The organism is Phytomonospora sp. NPDC050363, assembly GCF_040655735.1.
GTDB lineage: Bacteria > Actinomycetota > Actinomycetes > Mycobacteriales > Micromonosporaceae > Phytomonospora.
In genome coordinates this window covers 90,976-116,821 of record NZ_JBFAKK010000009.1, presented here as the reverse complement: position 1 = coordinate 116,821, position 25,846 = coordinate 90,976, and the positions used below count along the sequence as shown (strand labels likewise).

Below are 25,846 nucleotides of genomic sequence, written 5' to 3'. Positions count from 1 at the left end.
GGTGCTGATCGACGGCGCCGAAACGGACGAGGCGGTCCAAGGGCTCGCCGACGCGCTGGGCGATGCCGTCGTCTGGGGTCTGCCGGAAGCGAACCGCACCGTTCTCGTGCGCCCGAACACGCGCGACGCCTGGGCGGAGATCCGGGAAGCGGCCGACGCCGCCACCGACGCTCTCGTGATCTGCTTTCGAGGTGCCGCGGTGGTGCGAGCCGGGAGCCTTCTCGTGCTCGACGCCGACGACACCGCGGCCGTGCTGCCGTTGACCGATCTGCTCCAGGTGATGGCGCGGAGTCCGGCCGTTCTGCGGCTGCTGATTCTGGAGTGCCCTGACGAGTTTCCCGGCGAGATCATCGACCTGCCGGACAACACCAGCCTCCTCGCCACTCGGACTCCCGGACTCATCGTGAGCCTCGCCGACACACTTCGGGACGGGGCTCCCGAGGCATCCGACCTGCTCGCACTCACAGATCTTGGCTACGGGTACACCGCGCCCGGTTCGAGTCGCTGGTACACGACCCTGGAAACCGGCCTCGCCATCGCCCGCAACCGCGCCCATCCCAAGTGGGCCGATCCCCCTCCCACCCACCACGTCACCTGGCTCCACGACACCCCCGCCACCCGCGACCTCCTCAAGCGCGAAGCCCTCGCCGCCGTCCTCGGCAAGCGCCTGCGGCAGTCCCGGGCCGAGGCCCCCGGCACCTCCTTCCTCATCCATGTCGACGGCCAGTGGGGCGCGGGCAAGTCCACCCTCCTCAACCTCCTCGCCGCCGACCTGGGCGACGACTTCGTCGTCGTGTCCTTCAACGCCTGGCGCCACGCCCGCGTCCAGCCCACCTGGTACCCCCTGCTCACCGCCGTCCGCGACAAGGTCGTCCGCTCCCGCCGCTGGTACCACTGCCGCTTCCTGCGGCTGCGCGAGACCTGGATGCGCATCCGCTACGCCGGCGCGAGCTGGGTCCTCCCCATGGCCGTGACCTGCGCGGTGATCGTCGGCGGCGTGCTCGCCCTGCGGGCGTCCTGGAATCCGGCGAACTCCGGAGCCGTGGTCTCGGTGGTCACGCCCGCGCTGGCCGTCGCGGGGCTCGTCTGGGCGGCCTCACGGGTCGCCTCCCGCCTGCTGCTGTGGGACTCCGCCCGCGGCGCCCGCATCTTCGAGCAGTCGCACACCGACCCGATGGGCGAGGTCGCCCACCATTTCTCCTGGCTTCTGCGACACGCGGTGAAGCCGGTGGTGATCTTCGTCGACGACCTCGACCGCTGCGACCAGTCCACTGTCGTGGAGACCCTCGACGTCGTCCAGAACCTCATCCGCGAGGCCCCCGGTGAAGGGGGCGACTCCGCCGCGTCCTTCGTCGTCACCGCCGACGGCGCCTGGCTGCGCTGCGCCTTCGAGGGCCACTTCGCCTCCTTCAAGGCCGCCATCGACGAGCCCGGCCGCCCTCTCGGCTACCTCTTCCAGGACAAGTTGTTCCAGCTCAGCGTCCCATTGCGCTTCCTCAGCGCCGAGAGCCAGGCCGCCTACGTCGAGAGCCTGCTCAGCGCCCAGTACGACGGCGTGCCGGCCGCCGGGACGGACGACGTCGACACCCTCGCCTCCTGGGCGGTCGTCCGCTCCCGCTGGCCCGGCCTCGCCGACGAGCTGGAGTCGTGCCCCGAACTGCTCGACGACCTGCGCGGGGGCACCGCCGAGACCGCTGACCGGGTGTCGGCGGAGTTGTGCGCCTTCCTCGCCGCCGTCGATCTGACCGCCGCCGAGGTCCGCGAGTGCTCGGGCGACCACCCGCCGCCCGCCCCGTTGAACACCGCTTCGCCCACCACCCCCGCCCCACCTCCCTGACGCGCCGTGGCGCGCGCCACCCACCCCGCTCCACCGCCCCGGTACCCTCGATCGGGCCCCCTTGGGGCCACCCCATGCCAGTTCGACGAGGAGTACACGTGTCAGGTAAGGTTCTACGTCGGCCTGTCTTGAGCCGAAACCAACGATGACGATGCATGAGAAGACGCCAACACCAGATCCCGCGGCCCCGCTTGTGGTCGACACGCGGAAGCTTCCGCGCACTCCCGGGACCTACCGTGAAATGCGTCTCGACGTGCCGTCCTTCGAGGGTCTCGGTCTCGACTTGATCGGCGTGCCGAAGGAAGCCGAACTCCACCTGGAGTTCACGCTGACCTCGGTCACCGAAGGCGTGCTCGTGTCGGGCACGCTCACCGCGCCCGTCGTCGGCGAGTGCGGTCGGTGTCTGCGCCCGATCGAAGAGACGTCGGTGTTCGACATCCAGGAGCTGTACGCCTATCCGGACAGCGCCACGGAGGAGACCACCGACGAAGACGAGGTCATGCGGCTACAGGACGATCTGATCGACCTGGAACCGCCTGTGCGGGACGCGGTGATGCTCGGGCTTCCGGTCAATCCGCTGTGCCGTGCGGACTGCCCGGGGCTGTGTCCGGATTGCGGACAGCCACGCGACGAGCTTCCCGCCGACCACCGGCACGAGAAACTCGACCCGCGCTGGGCGGCGTTGGGCAACCTGTTGGGCAAAGACCGTTCGGAGTGAATTGTGGCCGTTCCCAAGCGCAAGATGTCGCGCAGCAACACCCGTAGCCGGCGTGCCAACTGGAAGGCGCAGGCCGTTAACACGGTGGCGTGCGACCAGTGCCGCTCGCCGAAGCTCCCGCACACCGCGTGCGGCACCTGCGGCACGTACAAGGGTCGTACGGTCGTCGAAGTCTGATCGGCAGATCAGCTGTGGCGCAGGGCCGGTCCGCTTCGTCCTCGACGAGGCGGCCTTCTCCGACCCATCTCGAGGCGGCATGTGGCGTCTCCTTCGACACCGACCTTCTCACCCTCGCGTTGACCCACCGCTCGTACGCGTACGAGCACGGGGGTCTTCCGACCAACGAGCGTCTTGAGTTCCTCGGGGACGCCGTGTTGAGCCTGGTGGTCACCACCGCCCTTTACCAGCGTTACCCGGATCTGCCCGAAGGGCAGCTGGCGAAGCTGCGGGCCAGTGTGGTGAACATGCGTGCCCTGGCGACGGTCGCGCGCGGTCTCGGCCCCTACGGGGTCGGTCCGTACCTGTACCTCGGCAAGGGCGAGGAGTCGACGGGCGGGCGGGACAAGACGAGCATCCTCGCCGACGTGGTGGAGGCGCTGCTCGGCGCGATCTACCTCCAGCACGGCGTCGACGTGGCCACCACCGTCGTGCACAAGCTCTTCGACCCGCTGATCGCCGACGCGAGCCGTCGCGGCGCGGGACTGGACTGGAAGACCAGTCTTCAGGAGCTGACCGCCGACAACGACCTCGGCGTGCCCGAATACCGGATCACCGAGGACGGCCCCGACCACGCCAAGACCTTCACCGCGCGCGCCGTCGTGGCGGGGGAGTCCTTCGGCGAGGGGCAGGGGCGCAGCAAGAAGGAAGCCGAGCAGATCGCGGCCGAGTCGGCCTGGCGTGAGTTGACCAGCCGGTTCGAGAAGGCCGGTGGCGGCGGCTGAGTCCGCTCCCTTGACGGGGCGGCCGGGGGACGTGGGCGACACGGACCCCGTTGAGTCTGAATTGTCGCGTATCCGGCTCGCCGACCGGCTGCGCGAATGGTCCTTCCCCGTCGGGGTCTTCCTGCTGACCCGCTCGGTCCAGCTCATCGTCTTGTCGTGGACGGGCGAGAATCCGGACAACCCGGTGTGGAACCGGTTGATGTCGTGGGACAGCGGCTGGTTCCTGCGGGTGGCCTCCGAGGGCTATCCCGACGGCTACACCTACTCCGACAGCGGTGAGCTGCTCGGCAACGGCCTCGCCTTCCTTCCCGGCTACCCGCTCCTGGTGCGCGCGTTCCTGTGGACGGGCCTGCCGCCCGAGGCCGCCCCGCTCGTGGCGAGCCTGCTGGCGTCTCTGGTCGCCGCTGTCCTGGTCTACCTGCTGGGCAAGGACCTCTACGGGCCGCGCTTCGGCCTGGCCCTGGTGTTCTGCCTCGGCGCGCTGCCCATGTCGATCGTGCTGTCCATGGGCTACAGCGAATCCCTCTTCCTCGCCTTCGCGGCCGGCTCGCTGCTGGCCATGCGCCGCCACGCCTGGGTGACGGCCGGCCTGTGCGCGGCGGGCGCCTGCCTCACCCGCGTCGTCGGGGTCGCCGCGTGCGTCGCGCTGGTCGTGGCCATCGCGGCCTACGGGATCGGGGAGTGGCGGCGCAAGGACGCCGCCTCCATCGACTTCCGCGTCTGGGCGAGGGCGGGCACCGGCCTGGCCGCCGCCGCGATCGCGCTGCCCCTCTACTGGTGGTGGGTCGACGCGCGGGTCGGCGAGACCGGTGCGTGGTTCGCCATCCAGGCCGCCGGCTGGAACTCCCGCTGGGACTTCGGGCACGGGACCTACCTGTTCCTGGAGCAGACGCTGCGCCTCGGCGACGGCTTCGTGCCGGTGAGCACCGCGGTGCTGATCCTGGTGTCACTGGCGCTGCTGGCGTCGAGCGCCTTCGACCGGCCGTGGCTGCCCCTGCTCGCCTACGGCGTGGTGATCGTCGCGATGGCCCTGGGCACCGACGGCTACTACCACTCGAAGCTGCGGCTGCTCGTCCCCGCGCTGGTGCTGCTGGTGCCGGTCGCGCGGGCGCTGTCGCTGGCGAGGCTCCGCGTCGCGGTTCCGGTGGCGCTGGCGGCGCTGCTTTTCGGGACCTGGTACGGCGCGCACATGGTCTCGGTCTGGCACTACGCCATCTGAGCCGTCTCCCGGCGGCGCGCACCACCGGGAGACGGCCGGGTCACGCCGCCTGATCAGGTGCAGACGGCGCCGTTGAGCCGCACCGCGGACGGTGGCGGCGTCGAGGATCCTGTCGAGGTGAAGCCGACGCTCGCCGAGGCCCCCGGTGCCAGGGAGGGGCCGTGCGCGGGCGCCGTGACGGTGACCGTCGTGCCGCTCTGGCCGAACGCGCCGTTCCATCCACTCTGGACGTTCGCGCCGGACGGCAGCGTGAAGACCAGCGACCACGGGTTCACCGCCGCCGTACCGGTGTTGGTCACCGTGACGGCGGCCTGGAACCCGCCCTGCCAGCTGTTGTCGATGCGCACCGTGGCAGTGCACGACCCCGGCCCGCCGGGCGTCGGGCTGCTGGTCGGCGAACCCGTGGGACCGCCGCCGCCCGCCGGCGGGATCAGGTACGGCTGGAGGATGCTCTGCTTGGCCTGGTTGACCGTTACCCAGTCGTCGCCGACGATCCCGCCGGTGTCACCGGAGTTGGGGTTCCACGACCAGTAGGTGAAACTCTGCCCGGAGGTGCCGGTCCCCAGGTAGCGCATCAGCTCCCGCAGCCACACCGCGTCGCGCGGGTCCTGCAGGGTGCTGCCGAACTCGCCGAGCAGGACGGGAGCGGTGTTGTTCTTGAACAGGTAGCCCCAGAAGCCGTCCCAGATGCCGGGGAGGTTCGCGGGGAAGGCCGGGTCGTCGAACCACTTCTGGTGGAAGACCGAGATGGCGTAGTCGTGGGCGGAGTAGACCAGTTTGTTGGGCACGTTGAGCCGCACCGGGAACTGGCCGGCCTTGGAGAGGTTGCCGCCCCACCAACCGCAGGGCTCGTCGGGGATGTCGTCCCAGGCGTTGGGGTTGCCCCCGCTGGGGCAGCTGACGCCCTCGACGACGATCAGCCAGTTGGGGTTGGCGGCCAGCACGGCGTTCCCGCCGCGTTCGGCGGCCAGCCGCCAGTCGCGGGCGGGATCGCCGCAGCCCCAGCAGGATCCGGTCGAGTTCGGCTCGGTGCCCTCGGCGTGGGGTTCGTTGTGCAGGTCGATGCCGACGACGGTGGAGTCGGACGCGTAGCGCCGCGCCAGCATGGTCATGTTGGCGATCCAGGTCGACTCCGGGGTGGCGGCGGTGTACCACAGCGCGCTCTGCCCGGCGCTGGTCGGCCGGTGCCGGTCGAGGATGACGCGCATCCCTTTGTCGCCCGCGTAGTCGATGACCTTGTCGAGGATCTGCAGCGGGGACAGGCCCACGAGGTCGGGGTTGGTGTAGTCGTTGATGCCGGAGGCGACGGCCCCGGGCTTGAGGGCGTCGTCGGAGTAGGGGATCCGGATGGTGTTGTAGCCCAGCTGGGCCATGTGGTCGACCTGACTGCGCCAGGTGACCTGCGCCCACAGGCCGTGGAACGTCTTGTTGTCGGTCTCCATGCCGAACCAGTTGAGGCCCGTCATGCGGACCGGGTTGCCGGTGGCGTCGATGATCTGCGCGCCCCGCGTGCTCAGGTGGCCGGTGCCGGTTCCGGCGGCCTGTGCGGGCGCGCTCGACAGCGCGGGGATGATGACGGCGACCAGGGCCGCGGTGAGGGCCGTGGCCAGTAAAACGGCGAGACTGCGTTTGCTCCGCATCGCGATACTCCAGGGAGTTCGGTGAAATGGGAGCGCTCCCACAGCGAGGGTAGCGCCTGCCGGGCCGCTTGGGAATCCCCGTCGGGCGACGCCGCCTCGTCACGCCCCGTACCATCGGCCCAGCCGCGAACCCGGCTGATGACCGAACGGAAGGCGCAGTAGATGTCCACAGTGGCCCTCGTGACCGGCGGCAACCAAGGGCTCGGCTACGCCCTCGTCCGCGGTCTTTGCGAAAGACTCGGACCCGACGCGGTGGTCTATCTGGCCTCCCGAGACGCCAAACGCGGCCGCGCGGCCGTCTCCCGCCTGCGCGCGGAGGGACTGACCGCCCGGGCCGCCCTCCTCGACGTCACCGACGAGGCCGGCGTCAGCGCGCTAGCCGAGGCGGTGGCCGCCGAACACGGCGGCATCGACATCGTGCTGTCCAACGCGGCGGCGCGCATCTCGCCCGACGTCTCCGACGCCGACCAGGTCGCCGGATTCGTCGACACCAACAACCACGGCACCAACCGCATGCTCAAGGCCTTCGTTCCCCTGCTGCGCGACGGCGGCCGCTACGTCGTGGTCGCCAGCGCCTTCGGTGTCCTCAGCCGGCTCGATCCCCGGCTGCACGAGCGTTTCGACACCACTCGGATGTCCCTTGAGGACGTCGGTGAGGTCATGGACGGCTACGTCGCCGAGGTGCGCGGCGGCACGGCCGCCGCGTCGGGCTGGCCGGACTGGATCAACGTGGCGTCCAAAGTGGGCCAGGTCGCCAGCATGCGCGTGGCCGCCCGGGACCTGGCCGAGGGCGACCGCGGCATCGTGGTCAACGCCGCCTGCCCCGGCCTGGTCGACACCGCCGCCTCCCGGCCCTGGTTCACCGACATGGCCGCCGCCAAGAGTCCCGACGACGCCGCCGAGGACGTGCTGTGGCTCGCCCTGCTCCCGAAGGCCGCGCGCGAGCCCTACGGCGAACTCGTGCAGTACCGCGCGGTCCTGCCCTGGGGACGCTGACGCCCCTCGATCCGGGCCGGACTTGATCGTCTGGGTACCGTACGTGCGGCAACGGGAGGGAGCCGCGCGATGGAGATTCTCGGATTCTTCGGCACGCTGGCGGTCGTCGGACTGTTCATGATGGCCGCCGGCCGCCTCATGGGTCTGCGCGTCGGACCGGTACGGGCGGCGGCCTCGGGGTTCCTCGGGCTCATCGTCGCCGGGATCACCATCGGGCCGGTGATGGAGGCCGACGCGAACCGGCCGGCGCTGTTCTGGACCTTCGCGGGCGTGGCGCTGCTGGCCACCATGGTCGCCATGGCCGTCAGCGAGGTCATCCGGCTGCGGCCCGCCGGCCTCGTCAGCTGGTGGGGGCCGCTGCGGCGCCGGATCCGCCGTGCCCGCAGGTACTCGGCGATCACCGCCATCGGCGTCCGGCACGGCCTCGGCGGCTTCCTGACCGGCCGCCGCAGCCCCGAGGGCTCCTCGATGGCGCTGGCCAGATCCCTGCGCGCCGCGCTCGAAGAGGGCGGGGTCACCTTCGTCAAGCTGGGGCAGGTCCTGTCGACCCGCCGCGACCTCTTCGGCCCGGCCGTCATCAACGAGCTCGCCCGGCTGCAGGACGACGTCGAGGCCGTGCCGTGGGAGCGGATCGAGCGGCAGATCACCGAGGAGCTGGGCGCGCCCGTCGAGGAGGTCTTCGCCTCCTTCGACACCAGCCCGATCGCGGCCGCCTCGATCGCCCAGGTGTACGGCGCGACCCTCCACAGTGGGGAGTCGGTGGTGGTGAAGGTGCAGCGGCCCGGGATCGGGCCGGTCGTCGAGCGCGACCTCGACATCGTCGACCGCCTCTCGCGCACTCTTCACCAGCGCGCCGAATGGGCCCGCAACGTCGGCATCCGCGACCTCGCCGAGGGCTTCAGCGAGGCGCTGCGCGAGGAACTGGACTTTCGCATCGAGGCCCGCAATCTCGCCTCCGTCCGCGCGGTGAGCGAAGGCAACGCCGACGTCGTGCTGCCCGAGGTGCACGAGGACTTCAGCGGTCGGCGCGTCCTGGTGATGCAGCGGCTGTGCGGCGTGCCGATCGGCTCGGCGAAGGCCGCCGACGCCACCCGCGAGGTCGACCGCGCCCGCCTCGCCCAGTCGCTGCTGCGCTGCCTGTTGCGGCAGGTGCTCATCGACGGCGTGTTCCACGCCGACCCGCATCCGGGCAACATCCTGCTGCTCGACGACAACCGGCTCGGCCTCATCGACTTCGGCTCGGTCGGGCGCATCGACTCCGGGCTCCAGAACGCGCTGCACACGCTTCTGCTGGCCATCGACCAGCGCGATCCGGCCGGGCTGCGCGACGGGCTCATCGAGATCATGGAGCGGTCCGAGGGCATCGACGGCGAGCGGCTCGAACGCGCCCTCGGGCGCTTCATGGCGCGCCACCTGTCGGCGGGACAGGTGCCCGACGCCGGGATGTTCACCGACCTGTTCAAGCTCGTCTCGGCCCACGGGATAGCCATTCCCCGCGAGGTCGCCGCCGCCTTCCGCGCGCTGGCGACCGTCGAGGGGACCCTCTCGGACCTGGCGCCCGGGTTCCACATCGTCGACGAGGCACGCGCCTTCGCGTCCTCGCAGCTCGCCGCGGACCTGGCGCCCGACACCTTGCAGGCCGCCGTGATCAAGGAACTCGTGCCGATGCTGCCGGTCCTGCGCCGACTGCCCCGGCGCGCCGAGCGGATCAGCGCCGCCCTCGAACGCGGCCAGTTGTCGGTCAACGTGCGGCTGTTCGCCGACGCGCGCGACCGCCGGACCGTCGCCGGGTACCTCGGCCAGGCGCTGCTGACGGTGCTCGGCGCGACCACGGGGATCATGTCGGTCCTGTTGCTGGCCAACGAGAAGGGACCGCAGCTGGCCGAGGAGGTCAGCGTCTATCAGGTCTTCGGGTACCTGATGCTGCTGGTGAGCGTGACGATCATCGTGCGGGTGCTGGTGGGGATCTTCCGCGGGACCCGGTGACGGTGGGGTGCGGGCGTCAGGCCCGCCGCACCCCCACCCTCAGCGACCGGTCACCGCTTCTCCAGTGCCCACCCCAGCGTGTCCGTGAGGCTCGCGTGCTCCCAGACGAAGCCCGCGTCCTCCAGCGCCCTGGGCCGCACCTTCACGCCGCGCAGCAGCTCAACGGCGGCCTCGCCGGCGCCGGCCCGCAGCGCGAAGCCGGGGACGGCGAACGGCGCCTTGCGGCCCAGCGCGGCGGCCAGGGCGGTGGCGAAGTCGCGGTTGGTGATGGGCGTGGGTCCGGCCAGGTTCACCGGACCGGAGACGTCGTGGGTCAGCAGGAACTCCACGGCCCGCGTCCAGTCGAGCAGCGAGATCCACGGCAGGTACTGCTCACCCGACCCGAAGCGGCCGCCGAGGCCCAACTTGAACAGCGGCACCAGTTTCTTCAGCATCAGCGCGCCGGGACCGAACACGTGCGTGGTGCGCAGGAACACCACGCGCGCACCGGCCTCGACGGCGGGGGAGGCGGCGGCCTCCCAGCTGCGGGCGAGCCTGCCGAGATAGTCGTCGGCGGCGGGCGCGGACTCGTCCACTTCGGACAGCGCACCGCCGTCGCCGTAGTAGCCGACCGCCGAACCGTTGAGCAGCACCGGAACCTTCGCCGCGGCGACCGCCTCGGCGAGGATCCGGGTGGGTTCGAGACGCGACGCCTGGATCAGTCCCTTGTAGGCGGGCGTCCAGCGCTTGTCGCCGACCCCGGCCCCGCACAGGTTGACCACCGCGTCTGCCCCGTCGAGGACGGCCGGGTCGAAGGGTTTCCGGTAGGGATCCCACTCGACCTGGTCGTCGGTCAGGGCCTCGCGACGAACGAGGCGGACGACGTCGTGGCCGTGCTCGTGCAGGCGGCTGACGAGGGCGCCGCCCAGGTAACCCGATGAACCCGCGATGACGATGCGCATGGCACTCATCATGCCGTAGTCACAGCCACCCGGTCTTCTTCAGCTTCCGGTAGACCACCCAGCAGGCCACCGCCATGACCGTGACCACCAGCGGATAGCCGACGCGCCATTTGGTCTCCGGCATGAAGTCGAAGTTCATTCCGTACAGCCCGGCGATCATCGTCGGCACGGCGATGATCGCCGCCCACGACGAGATCCGCCGCATGTCGGAGTTCTGCTGCACGGCGACCTGCGCCAGGTGGGCCTGCATGATGCCGGTGATCAGCTCGTTGAGGCCGTCGATGGTGTTGTCGACCCGGTCGAGCCGGTCGAGGGTGTGCTGGAAGCGGTCGAGCGTCCCGCGGTGCACGTCGACGTCGCCGCGCGCCAGGTCGGCGAGGACCGAGTGCAGCGGATCCTCCACACGGCGGAAGAACAGCACCTCGTGCTTGATCTTGGCGATCTCCTTGCCGGGATGCGGCGTGCCGTCGTCGAAGACGTCGCGCTCCAACTCGATGATGTCGGCCTCGATCTCGTGCGCGAGCCGGTCGTAGCCGGCCACGACCTCGTCGCAGATGGTCTGGAGCACGGCGAAGGGCCCGCAGGAGAGGTACTTCGTTCGGGCTTCGAGGCGCCGGCGCACACCCGCCAGCAGCGCGTCGGCGGCCGAGTGCACGGTCAGGATGACGCGCTCGGTGAGGCACATGTGCATCGACACCGTGGCGAGGTTCGTGGTCTCCTCGCCGGTGCGGCTGAAGGCCTTCAGCGAGATCAGCAGCAGCCCGTCGACCTCCTCGATGGCGTGCCGGGGCCGGTGGCGGGTCAGCTCCTCGTAGGAGAGGGCGGAAATGCCGAGCTCCCCGGTGACCTGCGCGAACTCCTCGGCCGTCGGCGCGACCATGTCCACCCACACGAACCCACCGCGCGCCTCGGTGATCTTCGCCAGCGCCGCCCCCGGTTCCCCGGAGTGCTCGACGCGGCGGCCGGCCTTGTACGCGGTGGAGAGGTGAGTCATGAGAAGGATTCTGCGCCACCACCGCCACGTACGCGAAGGCCCCCGCACTCAGCTGAGCACGGGGGCCTTCGGAGGTGTCGCTACAGGCCGAGTTCGGCCTCGAAGTTGCCCTCTTCCAGTCGCGCCTTGACGGCGGTCAGGTAGCGGGCCGCGTCGGCGCCGTCCACGATCCGGTGGTCGTAGGACAGGGCCAGGAACATCATCGAGCGCGGCACGATGACCTCGCCGAGCTGCGGGTCGTTGACCACGACCGCGCGCTTGACGACCGCGCCGGTGCCCAGGATCGCCGACTGCGGCGCGTTGACGATCGGGGTGTCGAACAGCGCGCCGCGCGAACCGGTGTTGGTCAGCGTGAACGTGCCGCCCGCGATGTCGTCCGGGGTCAGCTTGTTGGTGCGGGTCCGCTCGGCCAGGTCGGCGATGCGCTTGGCGATGCCGGCCAGGTTCAGGTCACCGGCGTTCTTGATGACCGGGACGATCAGGCCCTTCTCGGTGTCCACCGCGACGCCGAGGTTCTCGGCGTCGGGGTAGGTGACCGTCTTGGCCTCCATGTCGATCGTCGCGTTGACCTGCGGGAAGGTCTGCAGGGCCTCGACGGCCGCCATCGCGAAGAACGGCAGGAACGACAGCTTCACACCGTGGCGGGACAGGAAGGCGTCCTTGGCCTTGGCGCGCAGCTGCGCGACCCTGGTGACGTCGATCTCGACGACCGAGGTGAGCTGCGCCTGCGTGTGCAGCGCCTCGACCATGCGGGTGGCGATGGTCTGCCGCAGCCGCGACATCTTCTCGGTGCGTCCGCGCAGCGGGCTCGGCTCCGACGTGGTCGCCGGCGAAGACGAGGCCGGGGCGTCCGACTTCGGCGCCTCGGCGGCCGGAGCCGGCGCCTTGGCGGCCTCGGCGGCGGCCAGCACGTCCTGCTTGCGGATGCGCCCACCGACACCGGTGCCCGACAGCGAGGACAGGTCCACACCGTGCTCGGTGGCGAGCTTGCGCACCAGCGGCGTCACGTAGGCGCCGCCGTTCTGCGAACTCGCCGGAGCGGGCGATGCGGCGGGAGCGGAGGCCTGGGCGGCGGGCTCGGGCTTCTTCTCCTCGGCCTTCGGCGCCGGCTTCGGCTCGGGCTTCGGCTCGGGCTTCTTCTCCTCGGCCTTGGGGGCCTCGGCCTCGGGTGCCTTGTCCTCCTTGGGGGCCGGTGCGGAAGGGGCACCGTCGGAGGAACCGATGACCGCCAAGGTCGCGCCGACGTCGGCGGTCTCGTCCTCGGGGACCTTGATCTCAAGAAGCGTTCCGGCGACCGGCGACGGGATCTCGGTGTCGACCTTGTCGGTCGAAACCTCCAGCAGCGGCTCGTCGACCTCGACGGTGTCGCCGACGGACTTCAGCCAACGCGTCACCGTGCCCTCGGTGACCGACTCGCCCAGAGCGGGCATCGGCACGTCGGTGCCCGACCCGCCCGCCGAGGCGGCCGGAGCGGCCTTCTCGGGCTCATCGGCAGGGGCGGACTCGGCCTCGGGGGCCGCCTCCGCCTCAGGCTCACTGGCGGCCTCGGGCTCAGCGTCGGGCTCGGCCTCGCCCTCGTCGGCGGAATCGGCCGGCGCGGAGGAACCCGAGTCGGACGACTCGCCCTCCTCGGCGATCACCGCGAGCTCACCGCCGACCTCGACGGTGTCGTCCTCGGCCGCCACGATGCGCGACACGATGCCGGCCGCGGGCGAGGGGATCTCAGTGTCGACTTTGTCGGTGGAGACCTCCAGCAGCGGTTCGTCGACTTCGACGCGCTCGCCTTCCTTCTTCAGCCAACGGGTGATGGTGCCCTCGGTGACGCTCTCTCCGAGCGCGGGCATGGTGACCGATACCGGCATGGTCGTCAAACTCCTGTGGTCGTCTACGCGTGCGCGTGCAGCGGCTTGCCCGCGAGGGCCAAGTGCGCCTCGCCGAGTGCCTCGTTCTGGGTCGGGTGCATGTGGATGAGCTGGGCGACGTCACTCGGGAACGCCTCCCAGTTGTAGATCAACTGGGCCTCGCCGATCAACTCGCCGACGCGGCTGCCGACCATGTGTACACCCACCACAGGGCCGTCGACGACACCGACGAGCTTCACGAACCCCTGCGTCTTGAGGATCTGGCTCTTGCCGTTGCCGCCGAGGTTGTAGTTGTAGGTCTTGACCTTGTCGGCGCCGTACTTCTCCTTGGCCTTCTCCTCGGTGAGTCCGACGGAGGCGACCTCGGGTTCGCAGTACGTCACGCGCGGGATGCCGTTCTCGTCGATCGGCTGCGGCTCCAGGCCGGCGATGTCCTCGGCGACGAAGATGCCCTGCTGGAAGCCGCGGTGCGCCAGCTGCATGCCGGGGACGATGTCGCCGACGGCGTAGACGCCGGGGACGTTGGTGCGCAGGCGCTCGTCGGTGAGGACGAAGCCGCGGTCCATGCCGACGCCCTGCTCCTCGTAGCCGATGCCCTGGGTCACCGGGCCGCGCCCGACGGCCACCAGCAGCAGTTCGGCCTCGATGACCTCACCGCCCTCGATCGTCACCGACACACCGTTGTCGGTGTGCTTGACCGATTCGAAGGGCTTGCCGGTCTTGAACTTGATGCCGCGCTTGCGGAAGGTGCGCTCGACCTGCTTGGAGCAGTCGGCGTCCTCGGCGGCCACGAGGCGGGGGAGGGCCTCGATGATCGTCACCTCGGTGCCGAAGGAGTGCCACGCGCTGGCGAACTCGACGCCGATGACGCCGCCGCCGAGGACGACCGCGGAGGCGGGGACCTTGTCGAGGCTCAGGGCGTGCTCGGAGGTGATGACCCGCTCGCCGTCGACGTCGAGACCGGGGATGGACTTGGAGTACGAACCGGTGGCCAGCACGAGGTTCTTGCCGGTGATCCGGCGGCCGTCGACCTCGATGGTGTTCTTCCCGACGAGTTTGCCGGTGCCCTCGATGTAGTCGATCTTGGCGGCCTTGATCATGCCCTGCAGGCCCTTGTAAAGCTTGGCGACCACGCCGTCCTTGTAGGCGTTGACACCGTTCATGTCGATGCCGGTGAGCTCGGCGAGCACACCGAACTGCTCGCTCTCACGGGTCGAGTCGGCGACCTCGGCGGCGTGCAGGAGTGCCTTGGTCGGGATGCAGCCGCGGTGCAGGCAGGTGCCGCCCACCTTGTCCTTCTCGATCAGTGCGACGCGGAGTCCGAGCTGGACGGCACGGAGGGCGCAGGCGTAACCGCCGCTTCCGCCGCCCAGGATTACCACGTCGTAACCAAGGTTCGGGTCGCTCACGAGTTCTCCCAAAGTCATCCTCGAGGTTCGCTGACCATCCTCGCACCTGGCGCGAGACGCATGTGGCGGGACCCGTGCGCCGGTGTGTGCGGGCACACGTGTCCGTCCCATAGTCTTGACGCACATTTGAAACTCGTCCATATATAGACCTGTCGTCTGCAAGGAGGAATGCCGTGCGTCTGTTCCGCCGCAAGCGTCGCCCGGATGACGGCGATCGGGCCCGGACCCAGCTCGACACCTCCCACCTGGAGGAGTTCGTGCGCACGCGCATCGGGGTCGAGGCATACGTCGAGCCGCAGACGACCGTCACCGAGCACACGGTGATCCTGATCGCCACCGACGGGGAGTGGACGCGCCGCCGCGTCGACGGCCCCGCGGGCGCCTACCGACTCGGGCAGCGTCTCGGCATCCCCGTCTACGACGTGGCCCGGGTGGGCTATCCGCAGCGCAAACGCGACTACGACGCCCGCCAGCGCATCAAGCGCAACCGGGACTAGCGATCGCGCGGGCCAGGTCGGCGGCCGGATAGGGCGCCGACTTGTCGCCCTCGATGAGTTCGCGGAAGAAGCCGGCCATCACGATCGTGGTCCGCGCGTGCCTGTCGAGGATGTCGGCGACCGTCCCGGGCACCTCCGGCGGCCGGGTGCCCGCGGCCCACGCGGTGACGAAGGCCATGCGGTCGAGCTCGCCTCGGTATCGCTCGGCGATGTGGTGTTCGACCAGATGCGCGGCCCCGTAGGCGAGGTCGTAGTCACGGTGGGCGTCGAAGAAGGCGCGTTCGGCGGGGGACAGGTCGAAGCCGGCGCCGACGGCCAGGCCGAAGTCGGTGAGGTGGCACCGGTGCCCGTCGGTCACCACGTTGCCGTAGTGCGCGTCGAAGTGGATCCAGCCGCGTTCCCGCAGGAAGGCCGCCGTGTCCGCCAGCTCGCGCTCGATCCGCGCGAACGCCTCCGGCGGCTGTTCGGGAAGCCACGCCGACAGAGACCGGGGAACGTATTCGAGGAACACCACGAGGCTCAGCTGCGAAGCGGCGATCGCCGTGAGCCGTTCGCGGATCGCCGCCGAGCCGCCCCAGTGCGCCACCGACTCCTCCAGATCGTGGTCGCCGACGGCGCCGGCCGCGCCGGGCAGCACCCGCCAGTGGTGCAGGAGCGGAAAGCCCGCGTGCTCGCCGGTCAGGACCCACTCGGTGGCCGCCTCGTGTGCGGCGAGTTCGCGCCAGGCGCCGAAGCCGGCCGAGCCGATCCCGTACTGGTAGAACACGGGCAGGCCGAACAGGTCGGCGGTGGAACGAGGGTGTCGCGCCTCGATCGCGGTCAGCGGGATCCGCTTGACGAAGACCTTCCCGTCCGGCAGGTCCAGCAGCGCCGAGCTGCCGCCGATGCCGCTGCCCAGGGGCCGTGCCGAGGCGAGCAGGGCGGCGAGTTCGATGTCGTCGACGGCCGACAGTCGCGCGGCGACGGCGTGGTGGTGGGTTCGGCGCGCGGTCGCGCGCGGCTCGTCGAAGGGCAACGGGGCTCCAGGTGGTTCGGGTCGAGACGTGGGCGGACCCGACCGTATCCCGGTCGGGGCCGCCCGCGCCTCTCTCGCTAGGGCTCCTCGGTCGACGAGGTGAGCCCCGGCTCCTCGCCGCGCTCCAGCCGCAGCCAGCGGGTGATCCCGATGGACCGCAGGAACGGCAGGTCGTGGCTGACCACGATCAGCGCCCCTTCGTAGGACTGCAGCGCCTGCTCCAGCTGGCGGACGCTGGTCATGTCGAGGTTGTTGGTCGGTTCGTCGAGCATGAGCAGCTGCGGAGCCGGTTCGGCCGACAGGACGGCGGCCAGCGCGACCCGCAGGCGCTCCCCGCCGGACAGGGTCGAGACGTCCTGTTCGGCGCGGGTGTTGCGCACGCCGCTGCGGCGTTGTGCGCGGTTGTTGCGGAACCCGAGCGCGGCCAGCCGCGAGCGGGCGTCGTGGTCGGACATGTCGGGGGCGAAACGGCGCACGTTCTCCAGCGCGCTGGCGTCGTCGTCGAGCAGTTCGAGACGCTGCGGCAGGTAGTGCACGCCCGGCACGTTGTGCCGGACGGTTCCGCCCTGGGGCGTCAGAGCCCCGGTGAGCAGTTTCATCAGGGTCGTCTTCCCGGCGCCGTTGCCGCCGGTCAGCGCGATCCGCTCGGGTCCCCGGACGTCGAAGGTCACCGGCGCCGGAAGGTGGGCGTGGGCGAGTTCGGCGACTTCGAGGACGGTGCGGCCGTTGGGTACTCGGGTGTGCGGGAGGTCGAGCCGGATCACCGTCTCGTCACGAAGCGCGAGCTCGGCGTCGGCACGGGCGGTCTCCGCCTCGGCGCGTTCCGCCTCGTGTGCGCCGCGGAGTTTCCCGGCGCTGACCTCGGCCTTCCGTTTGAGGCCGCCCGCGACAATCTTGGGGATCCCCCCGGCGAGCTGGGCCTTGCGGCCGTTGCTAGTACGGCGATCGATCTTGATCTGCGCCTCAATGAGTTCTCTCTTCTGCTTGCGAAGGTCGGACTGCGCGGTACGCAGGGCGCGTTCGGCGACCTCGGTCTCGCCGGCCACGACCTGTTCGTAGTGGGAGAAGCCGCCGCCGTACATGCGCACCTGGCCCTCGCGCAGTTCGGCGACCTGGTCGACCTGTTCCAGCAGCTCCCGGTCGTGGCTGACCAGGAGCAGGGCGCCGCCGAAGTCGGCGACGGCCCTGTAGAGGTTTCGCCGGGCGGTCAGGTCGAGGTTGTTGGTGGGCTCGTCGAGGAGCAGGACCTCGGGCTCGCCGAGGAGTCTCCCGGCGAGGCCGACCAGCATCGACTCGCCGCCCGAGAGGGAGGCGACCGGCCGGTCCAGTTCGACGTGCGTCAGCCCGAGCCGGTCGAGGGTCGCGCGGGCGTGCCCCTCGACGTCCCAGGCGTCGCCCACGGCGGCGAAGTGGGCCTCGTCGGCGTCGCCGCCCTCGATCGCGCGCAGTGCCGCGAGGGTCTCGGCGATGCCGAGCAGGTCGTCGACGGTCCGGTGCAGCTGGAGCGGGAGCTCCTGCGGCAGGTAGGCGAGTTCACCGGCGCGGGTGATGGTCCCGCCGGTCGGTGTGAGCAGCCCCGCGATGAGCTTCAGGAGCGTCGACTTGCCGGAGCCGTTGTCGCCGATGAGGGCGGTGCGGCCGGTCCCGGCGGTGAAGTCGAGCCCGTCGAAGACGGGGCTGCCGTCCGGCCAGGCGAAGGTGAGGCCGGCGCAGACGACGGAGTGCGGTGGAACGGTCATGAGATGGGCTCCTGAAACGGCTCGCGGTGTGCGGTGGGCTGCGAGGCGAGACACGGCGGGGCCGTCTTTGAACCGGGGGAGGGCGCGGGCATGAAAAAGCCCGACGGGACTCCGCACCAAGATCGCGCGCAAACGGACGCGTACGCCTAAGGCGCACGGCTAGGGCCGCTGCGGTGTCTCGCGATCTCAGATGTCCAACGGAGGTCCTGACGTCGGGAACAAGGCCGAGGACATTTTAGGCGAGGTCGAGGGCCGCGCGCAAGGGTGATCAACGGCACGCGTGTCTCACCGGAGGTCGGGGACCTCGCCGCCGGCCCGGACCTCGGCCGATACCCCGGCCTGGCCGCGTGTCCACGACGCCAGGATCCCCGCGATGTCACCGGGGGTGTCGCGGCCGAGGCCGACGGCGTAGCGGGCGCGTCCGGGCCGCTCCTCGAATGCCCGGGGCCAGGCGTGCGCGTCGGCGGGAAGCCGCGCGAGCAGGGCGTTCATCCTGCCGCGCATGCGGCCCCGGGCGGCCTCGAAGCCGTCTCGCGCGGTCACGGTGACCACCGCCCAGGCGCGGTGGCGGCGGTGCATCGGCGGTGGAGCGGCGAGTTCGGGTGAGCCGGCCAGTTCCCAGCCGCGGTAGAGCTCCTCGGCGATCAGTGCGGCCATGCCGGGCAGCACCTGCGCGGTGCAGGAGCGGACCGGCGCGCTCGGGGTCAGCACGGTCATCGGCTCTCCGGTGGGTTCGGGCGAGCCGGTCAGGGCGACCGGCCGGCGCCAGTCCCAGGCGGCCCAGTGCGCGAAGAAGTCCCGCAGGTCGCCCTCGACGAGCGCGGCGAGGACGGTCCAGGCGAGGCCGGGCGGTGTGCCGAAGGGCGCGCTGTCGAGTCCGCGCGCCCGGGCCCAGGCCTTGACCTGGCGGACGAGTCCGGGGTGGACGCGCCCGCGCAGCGCCTCGGCGTCGCCGACCGCGCTGAGGGTGACGGCGGTGTCGGGGTCGCGTTCGGTGCGGCGGGCGACGTCGCGGGGCTCACCGGGAGCCACGGCGAGGTCGACGGCCAGGTCGCCGAGCCGGAAACGCATCCCCGGGACGCGGGCGCCGGTGAGCTCGCGGAATCCGGTGACGCCGGGCAGGGCGGCGATCGCGGCGGCGGGCACGGTCCCGGCGGCGACGAGGTCGACGTCGGCGCCGGGGAGTTCGCAGTCGAGCGCGCGTGACCCGACGAGGTGCACGTCGGCGCAGGGAAGCGCTGCCGTCACGCGGGCGACGACCGACGAGGCCTTGGTGCGGGCGGGTTCGGGAGCGGTCGGCGGTGGCGTGATCCAGCGGACCTCGCCGGTGCCGAGCGCGACTGTCGCGCGGGGCTCCATCGGGCCGTCGCCGCGCCGGGACAGCAGCGTCAGTTCGGTGACGCGCGCGGTCGCGACGGGCAGGCGGGCGTCGAGGGAGCCGCGCCCGACGGTGAGGTGCGGCGTGTAGGAGCGTCCCGCGCAGCGGGGGAAACGCCCTTCGAGGGCGCCGCGCAGGCCGATCCAGCCGTCGTCACCGGGGTGCTGCCAGACCGTGCCCTGCTCGAATCGGCCGACCGCGCCGAGCCGCGCGGTGAACGGCGCGACGCCGGTCAGCGCGCGTGCGGCGAGGGGGGCCGCGCACTCGAAGTCGGCCTCCGGCACGAAGCCGAAGAGGACGTTCACGTGCGGCGGCCAGCGGTCGAAGGACGGGTCGTGCTCGCGCCGGACGCGCTGGATCGGCTCCCACAGCCCTTCCGGCGGGATCCAGGCGAGGGCCGTGCGCGCTCCGGGGGCGACGTCGAGGACGTCCTCGACGGGGCCCGAGCCGAGCACCGCCGACAGCCCGTAGTGATCCGACGGGTGCAGCCCGCCGACCGGCGTGTCGCCGTGCAGTGAGGCGGCCGTGGCGCGCGGGCCGCGCAGGAAGATCCGGTCGATCCGGCCGGGCCTGCCCGACAGCGAGGCGATCGCCGCGAGCGGGTTGGCGACGGGGTCGAACGTCGGAGTGCCGTCGCCGCGCGCCTCCGTCCAGGCGTCGCGCATCGCCAGCAACGTCCCCGGCCGCGCGGTGTCCTCGTTGAAGTCGCCGACGACCACCACGTCGCCGTCGACGCCCGACAGTCCCTCGGCGATCCGGGCCAACTCGCGCCCGCGACGCCCGGCGCCGCCGGGGGTGTGATCGCTGGTCAGATGCGTGTTCAGAACGGTCAGCGGGCCGGTGGCGGTCTCCACGACGATCGCCGCGACCGCCTTGTGCGGGCTCAGCGCGTGCCAGCCGCCTTCGCGGACCGGCAGTCGGGAGAGCAGCACGAGCCCGGCCTTGTCGACGTCGCGGGGCTCGCCGAGCAGTGCCCACCCCTCGGCGGTCCACGGCTCCAGCATCGCCAGCAGCGGCGCCTCGACCTCCTGGAGGGCGATGACGTCGGCGCCGGCGGCCTCCAGCGCGGCCAGCAGGAGCGGACGCCGCTCGGCGGTGCGCACCCGATGCGACTCGAAGCGGTCCCACAGGGTGTTCCAGGTCAAGACGCGTACGGCTGCGGCCGTCGCGGTCCCCTGGCCCCGTACCGCGCGCGCCGCGAAGAACGGGGGGCGCAGGACGCTCTCGTGCCGCACGAGGCCCAGCCCGGCGCTGTCGAGGACGTCGAGGCCGCTCGCGCGGTCCCACACCGGGCTCCCGTCTGCCTCGACGAACACCACCCGGTGCCACGGCACGTCCCCGCCGGGCGTGAACGCGGTCAAGGGGACGCGCTGGGGCTCCCGGCCGCGCTGCGCGACGCCGACGACGAAGCGCGCCGGGTCGAAGCGGGCGTCCCAGCGGACCCGGTGGTAGATCTCGTCACTGGTGCGCATCGGGTGCTCCGGCGATGTCGTCGACCGACCCGTCCGGCGCGACGTACCAGGTACGGTGCGTCTCGCCGGGATAGGGCGGGCGGAAGCGGGCGAGCTGTGCGTCGAGAACATGCCCGGGCACCCCGTGCTCGCGGGCGCCGTTGCGGCGGGCGAGTTCGGCGGAGTCCACGAGGAACACCGCGTGCGTGACGAGGGCGTCCCGGCGGGCGGCGACGGCGTGCACCGAACCGCGCTGGTGGGCGTTGAGCGCGGTGGCGTCCCACACGACGGTGCGTTTCCCGCGCAGGGCCGCGCCGAGCCGAGCGAGCCCTTCGCGGTGCACGGCGGCGTTGTCGCCCTGCACCGAGCGGCCGCCGCGCGCCGCGCGCAGCCCGTCGAGGGAGACGACCTCGTCGGCGGCCGAGGACCCGGCGAAGCGCGACTTGCCGCTGCCCGACGGCCCGACCGTCAGCACCAGGCGCGGGAAGTCGCCCGCTCGCCAGCGCCAGGTGAGCGCGTCGGCCTCGGCGGCGGAGCGGATCCGGCCCTCGGCGAAGGCCTCGCGGGCCTCTCCCCACCGGCGCGCGATGACGTCGGCGTCCCCTTCGAGCCCCTCGTGGACCGGACGCGCCTTCGGCAGCTCGGTGGCGTGCAGGGCCGACCACTCGACCTGCTCGCCGGGCGCCACGGCCATCGCCAGAGCGTGCAGGACGCCCAGGTCGGCCGACACCGACATGCGCAGCAGCCCCGCCCGCCGGTCCTCGTCGGGAAACGGCTCCGACAGCCTCGGCCGCAGTCCCACCAGGTCGGCGACCCGCCGCGCGAGCCCCACCCCGACCCGCCCGGCCAAGTCGGCGGCCAAGGTCGAGCGGGGACGGTCGTGGGCGAGCGCGGCCAAGACCCCCGACAGCCGCGCGTCGCCGGTCCGGTCGCCCAGACGCGCGGCGGCCTCGGCCGCGACGGAGGCGTGCGCGTCGCCGAGCCCGGTCAGGGCGGCGATCGCCGCTACGTCGGCGGCGCCGCCCGAGCGCACCTCCCACAACGCCGCCGACGGTCCCAGCCCGTTGGGGACCACCTCGGCGTGCATCCAGTGCGTGTCGGTCCGAACGTGGCGGGCACGGACCCACTTCGCGACGCGCTCGCCGAAGCCGTCGAGGGTGAAGGCGCACGCATCGCGGACGACGTACCCCTCGACGCGGTCGGTGTCGAGCTTGAGGCGGCGCAGCAAACGCTCGTCGTAAGGCCCCCGGTAGAGCACACGGGGGAGGGGGAGACCCAGCTCGCGGGTGAAGGAGACGGTGGCGTCCCAGTCGAGGCAGGTGTCGCCGTCCCACACCGAGAAGGCGTAGAAGTGGCCGTCGAGGTCGTCGTAGGCGATGGAGTGGCGGGCGAACATGTTCTCCCCGCACACCCGGCGGCCTTCGGGGATCAGACGCCCCACGCGGCCGTGCAGAGCCTTGATCCGGGCGCGCGAGGGGTGATGGCCGGAGTCGAGCGAGCGGGCGTGCAGGCCGTCCCGGTAGAGGGTGGTGTTCTCGCCGTCGAGCTTCTCGGTGACGACGACCTCGCGGCCCTCCAGCGCGACCGACCCGGCGCGCAGGTCGTCGGCGGTGAACCCCGGCGACCACGGCAGGTGCGGGGTGCGCGGATACGGCACACGCATGGCTCCCCCTCGCTCAGGCTGTCCGCACAGGCTAGGCGCGGGCGCCCGCGCCGGACAACCGGATTGCGAGCGGCGCCGGCCCCCGCGAGGGAGACCGGCGCCGCCGGAACGCTGTGACGGCCTAACCCGCCGCGTGCTCCTCGATCAGCGCGAGCAGCGTGCGCACCGGGATGCCCGTGGCGCCCTTCGGGATGTAGCCGTAGGGCTCACCCGCGTGACCCGAGGGACCCGCGATGTCGATGTGCGCCCACGGCAGGCCCTCCTTCACGAAGCGCGAGAGGAAGATGCCCGCCTGGAGCATGTGACCGGCGCGGTCCATGCCCTGCGCGACCTGCGAGGTGTCGGCGATGGGGGAGTCCATGATCTTGTGGATCTCCTCCGGGAACGGCATCGGCCACATCAGCTCGCCGACGCGTTCACCGGCGGCCTTGACGCGGGCGCACTCGGTCTCGTCGCCCATGACGCCGCTGGTCCGCTTGCCCAGTGCCACGACCTGCCCGCCGGTCAGCGTCGAGGTCTCGTAGAGGAAGTCCGGGTCGTCCTCGCCGGCGCGCACGATCGCGTCGCACAGGACCATGCGGCCCTCGGCGTCGGTGTTGAGGACCTCGATCGTCTTGCCGCCGTAGGCGGTGACGACGTCGCCGGGACGGTAGGACGAGCCCGACAGCATGTTCTCGGCCATCGCCGCGTAGGCGGTGACGTTGACGTTCGGCTTGAGCGCGGCGACGGCCAGGACCGTCGTGATGACCGCGGCGGCGCCGCCCATGTCGGTCTTCATGTCCCACATGCCCTGCGGGGGCTTGATGGAGATGCCGCCGGTGTCGAAGGTGATGCCCTTGCCGACCAGCGCGACGTGCTTCGTGGCGTTCTCGGCGCGGTAGGCGATGCGGACCAGGCGCGGCTTGGCGTCCGATCCCGAACCGACCGCCAGGATCCCGCCGTAACCGCCGTCGGCCAGGGCCTGCTCGTCGAGGACCTCGACCTCCAGGCCCGCCTCGGTCGCCAGCGCCGCCGCCTGCTCGGCGAACCCGGGCGGACGCAGCATGTTCGCCGGCGTGTTCACCCAGTCGCGGCACTTGGCGACCGCGCCCGCGATCGCCGTGGCCCGCGCGATGTCGGCGTCCGACCCGACCAGGCTGACCGTGCCGACCGACTTGCTCTTCGGGTCGGTCTCGGTCTTGTACCCGGCGAAGCGGTAGGCGCCCAGCAGCGCGCCCTCGGCGAGGGCCGCGCCCTCGTCGCCGTCGGTGGACAGCACCAGCGCGACCGACTCGCGGCCCGTGGCGGCGCGCGCGACCGAACCCGCCGCACGGCGCAGGCTCTCGGCCTTGACCGGCTCGCCGTTCTCGGGAACCGGGCCGAGACCGACGGCGGCCACGACCGGAGCGGTCACCTTCCCCAGCGAGGCGAAGCGGGTGACCTCGCCGACCGCACCCGAGGCGCCCAGCAGGTCGAGGGTCGAAAGGAGGGCGCCGTCGAAAGCGGCGTCGACGGGCTCGGCACCCGGGGCGAGGGTCAGCTCGTCGCCGCTGTGCAGGCCGATGACGAGAACGTCGACGTCGAGCGTCGTCGCATCGGCGGTGGTCAGGGTCAGGTCGGTCACAGCGGTGTCCTTAATCAGTGTCTGGAGGCCTTTTGCTGGTCTGCGGTGTGGCACGTGGATCTTTGCCGATCCCGTCGATCGTACGGCCCGCGCCCTCGCGGTAAGTTGCCCTCATGACCACGACGTCTCGCCGATCACCCCTGCACGACCGCCACGTGGCCGCGGGTGCCAAGTTCGCCGAGTTCGGCGGCTGGGACATGCCCCTCGAATACGCCGGCGGGGGCGTGATCGCCGAGCACACCGCCGTGCGCACCGGCGTCGGCGTCTTCGACGTCTCGCACCTCGGCAAGGTCGACGTGCGGGGCGCCGGCGCCGCCGAGTTCGTCAACCGCTGCCTCACCAACGACCTCGGCCGCATCGCCCCCGGCCGCGCCCAGTACACGCTGTGCTGCGACGCCGGCGGAGGCGTCGTCGACGACCTCATCGCCTACCTCTACGGCGACGACCGCGTCTTCCTCATCCCCAACGCCGCCAACACCGCCGAAGTCGCCCGCCGCCTCGCCGCCGCCGCCCCCGAAGGCGTCACCGTCGAAGAGCAGCACGCCGACCACGCCGTCCTGGCCGTGCAGGGCCCCCGCTCCACTGAGGTGCTCGCCGCCCTCGGCCTGCCCACCGACCACGAGTACATGTCCTTCGCCGACGCCAAGCTCGGCGACGTGTCCCTCGTCGTCTGCCGCACCGGCTACACCGGCGAGCACGGCTACGAACTCGTCGTCCCCGCCGAAGGCGCCGTCGCCGTCTGGGACGCCCTCATCGAGGCCGGCGCGCCCGAGGGCATCCGCCCTGCCGGGCTCGGCGCCCGCGACACGCTCCGCACCGAGATGGGCTACCCCCTCCACGGCCACGAGCTGTCCCTCGACATCACCCCCAACGAGGCCCGCACCGGCTGGGCCGTCGGCTGGAAGAAGCCCGAGTTCTGGGGCCGCGACGCGCTCCTCGCCGAGAAGGCCGCCGGGCCCGGCCGCCGCCTGTGGGGCCTCGAAGCCGCCGGCCGCGGCATCCCCCGCGCCGACATGACCGTCTACAACGGCGACGACGCCGTCGGGACCGTCACCTCGGGGACCTTCTCCCCGACGAAGAAGACCGGCATCGCGCTCGCCCTCCTCGACACCGCCGCCGGCCTCGACGAGGGCGCGAATGTGGAGGTCGACGTGCGCGGCCGCCGCGTCGCCATGACCGTCGTCAAGCCGCCCTTCGTGCGGCCTTCGGTCAGGTAGCGCCGCGAACGTCGGGGGCCGGGCTGAGGGCGTGTCCGGTGGATCACTGCGGGGCTGCGACGGGCTCAGCGTTCTTTGGAGCACAGGTCCCCTGGCGGCGCCGTTTCACGGCCCGAGTACAACACCGGTACTAGGGCGTGTCCGGGTGATCACTGTGGGGCTGCGGCGGACTCGTTCTCCCCCTGGCGGCACCGTTCTTTCGCCCAGGTACAACACCGGTACCAGGGCGCAAGAACGGCTTGCCAGAAGAAAAACGAGCCTCGCCTCGCACCCACAAGATCACCAGGACACGCCCTAGGGCCGCAAAACGTCTGGCCAGAAGAAAAATGCTTCCCGCCTCGCACCCACAAGACCCACAGGACAAGCCCTAACCTGGCCCCATGACGGTCACCTACGAACAGGTCCGCGAATGGGTCCTGGAGCTCCCCGGCGGCCGCGAGGTCCACGTGGCCGAGTGGGGGCACCCGACCCTGCGCGTCGGCGACAAGATCCTCGCCATGGGGCAGGAGGGCGGCACCGAGCTGTCGGTGAAGGCCGGCCGCCAGGAGCAGGCCGAACTGCTCGCCGCGTCACCCGAGGTGTACGAGAAGGCCGCCTACGTCGGCCGCTTCGGCTGGGTGCGGGTCGACCTGGAGAAGGTCGACCCGGGCGAACTGCGCGACCTCGTCGAAGAGGCGTGGCGCCGGACGGCCCCGAAGAAGGCCGTCCGGGAGTTCGACGCGCGCCAGGAGGACTGAGGC

General features: G+C 71.6%; 20 protein-coding genes. 10 read left to right on the top strand and 10 right to left on the bottom strand.

What is annotated here, in order from left to right; genetic code table 11:
* Position 1 precedes the first annotated feature (1 nt).
* The 5 genes from AB0I28_RS24215 (at position 2) to AB0I28_RS24195 (ending at position 4,715) form a co-directional block, all read left to right on the top strand.
* Positions 2 to 1,837 carry a P-loop NTPase fold protein gene (locus tag AB0I28_RS24215; RefSeq protein WP_357496842.1) on the top strand — a complete coding sequence of 612 codons (1,836 nt, stop codon included), beginning with the start codon at positions 2 to 4 and terminating at the stop codon, positions 1,835 to 1,837.
* Positions 1,838 to 1,988: 151 nt separating this feature from the next.
* Positions 1,989 to 2,555 (top strand): YceD family protein, encoded by a 567-nt coding sequence (locus tag AB0I28_RS24210; protein ID WP_357496840.1) that lies wholly within the window; start codon positions 1,989 to 1,991, stop codon positions 2,553 to 2,555.
* 3 nt (positions 2,556 to 2,558) lie between these two features.
* A complete protein-coding gene (gene rpmF / locus AB0I28_RS24205; protein ID WP_357496838.1) occupies positions 2,559 to 2,732 on the top strand; it encodes a 50S ribosomal protein L32 in 174 nt (57 codons plus the stop codon).
* Between the two features lie 14 nt (positions 2,733 to 2,746).
* Complete coding sequence (gene rnc, locus AB0I28_RS24200; protein WP_357496836.1) at positions 2,747 to 3,496, top strand: ribonuclease III; 750 nt, start codon at positions 2,747 to 2,749, stop codon at positions 3,494 to 3,496.
* Between the two features lie 61 nt (positions 3,497 to 3,557).
* A complete protein-coding gene (locus tag AB0I28_RS24195) occupies positions 3,558 to 4,715 on the top strand; it encodes a mannosyltransferase family protein (RefSeq protein WP_357496834.1) in 1,158 nt (385 codons plus the stop codon).
* A 53-nt stretch (positions 4,716 to 4,768) separates the two neighbouring features.
* Here AB0I28_RS24195 and AB0I28_RS24190 read toward each other — a convergent pair whose 3' ends face one another.
* A complete protein-coding gene (locus AB0I28_RS24190; RefSeq protein WP_357496833.1) occupies positions 4,769 to 6,355 on the bottom strand; it encodes a cellulase family glycosylhydrolase in 1,587 nt (528 codons plus the stop codon).
* 162 nt (positions 6,356 to 6,517) lie between these two features.
* Here AB0I28_RS24190 and AB0I28_RS24185 point away from each other — a divergent pair, with 162 nt between their 5' ends.
* Together AB0I28_RS24185 and AB0I28_RS24180 are read left to right on the top strand one after the other, a co-directional pair.
* Entirely contained in the window at positions 6,518 to 7,351 is an 834-nt protein-coding gene (locus AB0I28_RS24185; RefSeq protein ID WP_357496831.1) for an SDR family NAD(P)-dependent oxidoreductase, read from the top strand.
* Between the two features lie 69 nt (positions 7,352 to 7,420).
* On the top strand, positions 7,421 to 9,337 hold the full coding sequence (locus tag AB0I28_RS24180) for an AarF/UbiB family protein (protein ID WP_357496829.1): 1,917 nt from the start codon (positions 7,421 to 7,423) through the stop codon (positions 9,335 to 9,337).
* Between the two features lie 50 nt (positions 9,338 to 9,387).
* Here AB0I28_RS24180 and AB0I28_RS24175 read toward each other — a convergent pair whose 3' ends face one another.
* From AB0I28_RS24175 to lpdA, 4 genes are all read right to left on the bottom strand, one after another.
* Positions 9,388 to 10,278: a TIGR01777 family oxidoreductase gene (locus AB0I28_RS24175; protein WP_357496827.1), complete on the bottom strand. Its 891-nt coding sequence runs from the start codon at positions 10,276 to 10,278 to the stop codon at positions 9,388 to 9,390.
* Positions 10,279 to 10,297: 19 nt separating this feature from the next.
* Positions 10,298 to 11,272: a magnesium and cobalt transport protein CorA gene (locus AB0I28_RS24170; RefSeq protein ID WP_357496825.1), complete on the bottom strand. Its 975-nt coding sequence runs from the start codon at positions 11,270 to 11,272 to the stop codon at positions 10,298 to 10,300.
* Positions 11,273 to 11,352: 80 nt separating this feature from the next.
* Positions 11,353 to 13,134, bottom strand: a complete 1,782-nt coding sequence (gene sucB, locus AB0I28_RS24165) for a 2-oxoglutarate dehydrogenase, E2 component, dihydrolipoamide succinyltransferase (RefSeq protein WP_357496823.1) — start codon at positions 13,132 to 13,134, stop codon at positions 11,353 to 11,355.
* A gap of 23 nt (positions 13,135 to 13,157) precedes the next feature.
* Positions 13,158 to 14,561 carry a dihydrolipoyl dehydrogenase gene (gene lpdA, locus AB0I28_RS24160; protein ID WP_357496822.1) on the bottom strand — a complete coding sequence of 468 codons (1,404 nt, stop codon included), beginning with the start codon at positions 14,559 to 14,561 and terminating at the stop codon, positions 13,158 to 13,160.
* Between the two features lie 155 nt (positions 14,562 to 14,716).
* Between lpdA and AB0I28_RS24155 the strand changes: the two genes are divergently transcribed.
* Positions 14,717 to 15,040, top strand: a complete 324-nt coding sequence (locus AB0I28_RS24155; RefSeq protein WP_357496821.1) for a hypothetical protein — start codon at positions 14,717 to 14,719, stop codon at positions 15,038 to 15,040.
* Here AB0I28_RS24155 and AB0I28_RS24150 read toward each other — a convergent pair.
* From AB0I28_RS24150 to AB0I28_RS24130, 5 genes are all read right to left on the bottom strand, one after another.
* Positions 15,021 to 16,055, bottom strand: coding sequence for a hypothetical protein (locus tag AB0I28_RS24150; RefSeq protein WP_357496820.1), 1,035 nt, complete (start codon positions 16,053 to 16,055; stop codon positions 15,021 to 15,023). The two genes, AB0I28_RS24155 and AB0I28_RS24150, sit on opposite strands and share 20 nt — an antisense overlap.
* Positions 16,056 to 16,132: 77 nt before the next feature.
* Positions 16,133 to 17,794 carry an ABC-F family ATP-binding cassette domain-containing protein gene (locus AB0I28_RS24145; protein WP_357496819.1) on the bottom strand — a complete coding sequence of 554 codons (1,662 nt, stop codon included), beginning with the start codon at positions 17,792 to 17,794 and terminating at the stop codon, positions 16,133 to 16,135.
* Between the two features lie 285 nt (positions 17,795 to 18,079).
* Positions 18,080 to 20,644: an RNA repair domain-containing protein gene (locus AB0I28_RS24140; protein WP_357496818.1), complete on the bottom strand. Its 2,565-nt coding sequence runs from the start codon at positions 20,642 to 20,644 to the stop codon at positions 18,080 to 18,082.
* Positions 20,631 to 22,286, bottom strand: a complete 1,656-nt coding sequence (locus AB0I28_RS24135; protein WP_357496817.1) for an RNA ligase family protein — start codon at positions 22,284 to 22,286, stop codon at positions 20,631 to 20,633. Before AB0I28_RS24135 ends, AB0I28_RS24140 begins: the two co-directional genes overlap by 14 nt.
* Before the next feature lie 121 nt (positions 22,287 to 22,407).
* Positions 22,408 to 23,889, bottom strand: coding sequence for a leucyl aminopeptidase (locus AB0I28_RS24130; protein ID WP_357496815.1), 1,482 nt, complete (start codon positions 23,887 to 23,889; stop codon positions 22,408 to 22,410).
* A 113-nt stretch (positions 23,890 to 24,002) separates the two neighbouring features.
* Between AB0I28_RS24130 and gcvT the strand changes: the two genes are divergently transcribed.
* Together gcvT and AB0I28_RS24120 are read left to right on the top strand one after the other, a co-directional pair.
* The gene (gene gcvT, locus AB0I28_RS24125; RefSeq protein WP_357496813.1) at positions 24,003 to 25,106 is read left to right on the top strand and encodes a glycine cleavage system aminomethyltransferase GcvT; all 1,104 of its coding nucleotides are present in this window, start codon (positions 24,003 to 24,005) and stop codon (positions 25,104 to 25,106) included.
* 380 nt (positions 25,107 to 25,486) lie between these two features.
* Complete coding sequence (locus AB0I28_RS24120; RefSeq protein ID WP_357496811.1) at positions 25,487 to 25,843, top strand: MmcQ/YjbR family DNA-binding protein; 357 nt, start codon at positions 25,487 to 25,489, stop codon at positions 25,841 to 25,843.
* Positions 25,844 to 25,846: the final 3 nt, after the last annotated feature.

Excerpts from the sequence above, each read along its gene's own strand:
- lpdA (WP_357496822.1), bottom strand. The coding sequence starts at position 14,561 with ATGACTTTGGGAGAACTCGTGAGCGACCCGAACCTTGGTTACGACGTG.
- AB0I28_RS24140 (WP_357496818.1), bottom strand. The coding sequence starts at position 20,644 with ATGCGCACCAGTGACGAGATCTACCACCGGGTCCGCTGGGACGCCCGC.
- AB0I28_RS24175 (WP_357496827.1), bottom strand. The coding sequence starts at position 10,278 with ATGCGCATCGTCATCGCGGGTTCATCGGGTTACCTGGGCGGCGCCCTC.
- sucB (WP_357496823.1), bottom strand. The coding sequence starts at position 13,134 with ATGCCGGTATCGGTCACCATGCCCGCGCTCGGAGAGAGCGTCACCGAG.
- AB0I28_RS24135 (WP_357496817.1), bottom strand. The coding sequence starts at position 22,286 with ATGCGTGTGCCGTATCCGCGCACCCCGCACCTGCCGTGGTCGCCGGGG.
- AB0I28_RS24145 (WP_357496819.1), bottom strand. The coding sequence starts at position 17,794 with ATGACCGTTCCACCGCACTCCGTCGTCTGCGCCGGCCTCACCTTCGCC.
- gcvT (WP_357496813.1), top strand. The coding sequence starts at position 24,003 with ATGACCACGACGTCTCGCCGATCACCCCTGCACGACCGCCACGTGGCC.
- AB0I28_RS24210 (WP_357496840.1), top strand. The coding sequence starts at position 1,989 with ATGCATGAGAAGACGCCAACACCAGATCCCGCGGCCCCGCTTGTGGTC.
- AB0I28_RS24185 (WP_357496831.1), top strand. The coding sequence starts at position 6,518 with ATGTCCACAGTGGCCCTCGTGACCGGCGGCAACCAAGGGCTCGGCTAC.
- AB0I28_RS24180 (WP_357496829.1), top strand. The coding sequence starts at position 7,421 with ATGGAGATTCTCGGATTCTTCGGCACGCTGGCGGTCGTCGGACTGTTC.
- AB0I28_RS24190 (WP_357496833.1), bottom strand. The coding sequence starts at position 6,355 with ATGCGGAGCAAACGCAGTCTCGCCGTTTTACTGGCCACGGCCCTCACC.
- AB0I28_RS24120 (WP_357496811.1), top strand. The coding sequence starts at position 25,487 with ATGACGGTCACCTACGAACAGGTCCGCGAATGGGTCCTGGAGCTCCCC.
- AB0I28_RS24170 (WP_357496825.1), bottom strand. The coding sequence starts at position 11,272 with ATGACTCACCTCTCCACCGCGTACAAGGCCGGCCGCCGCGTCGAGCAC.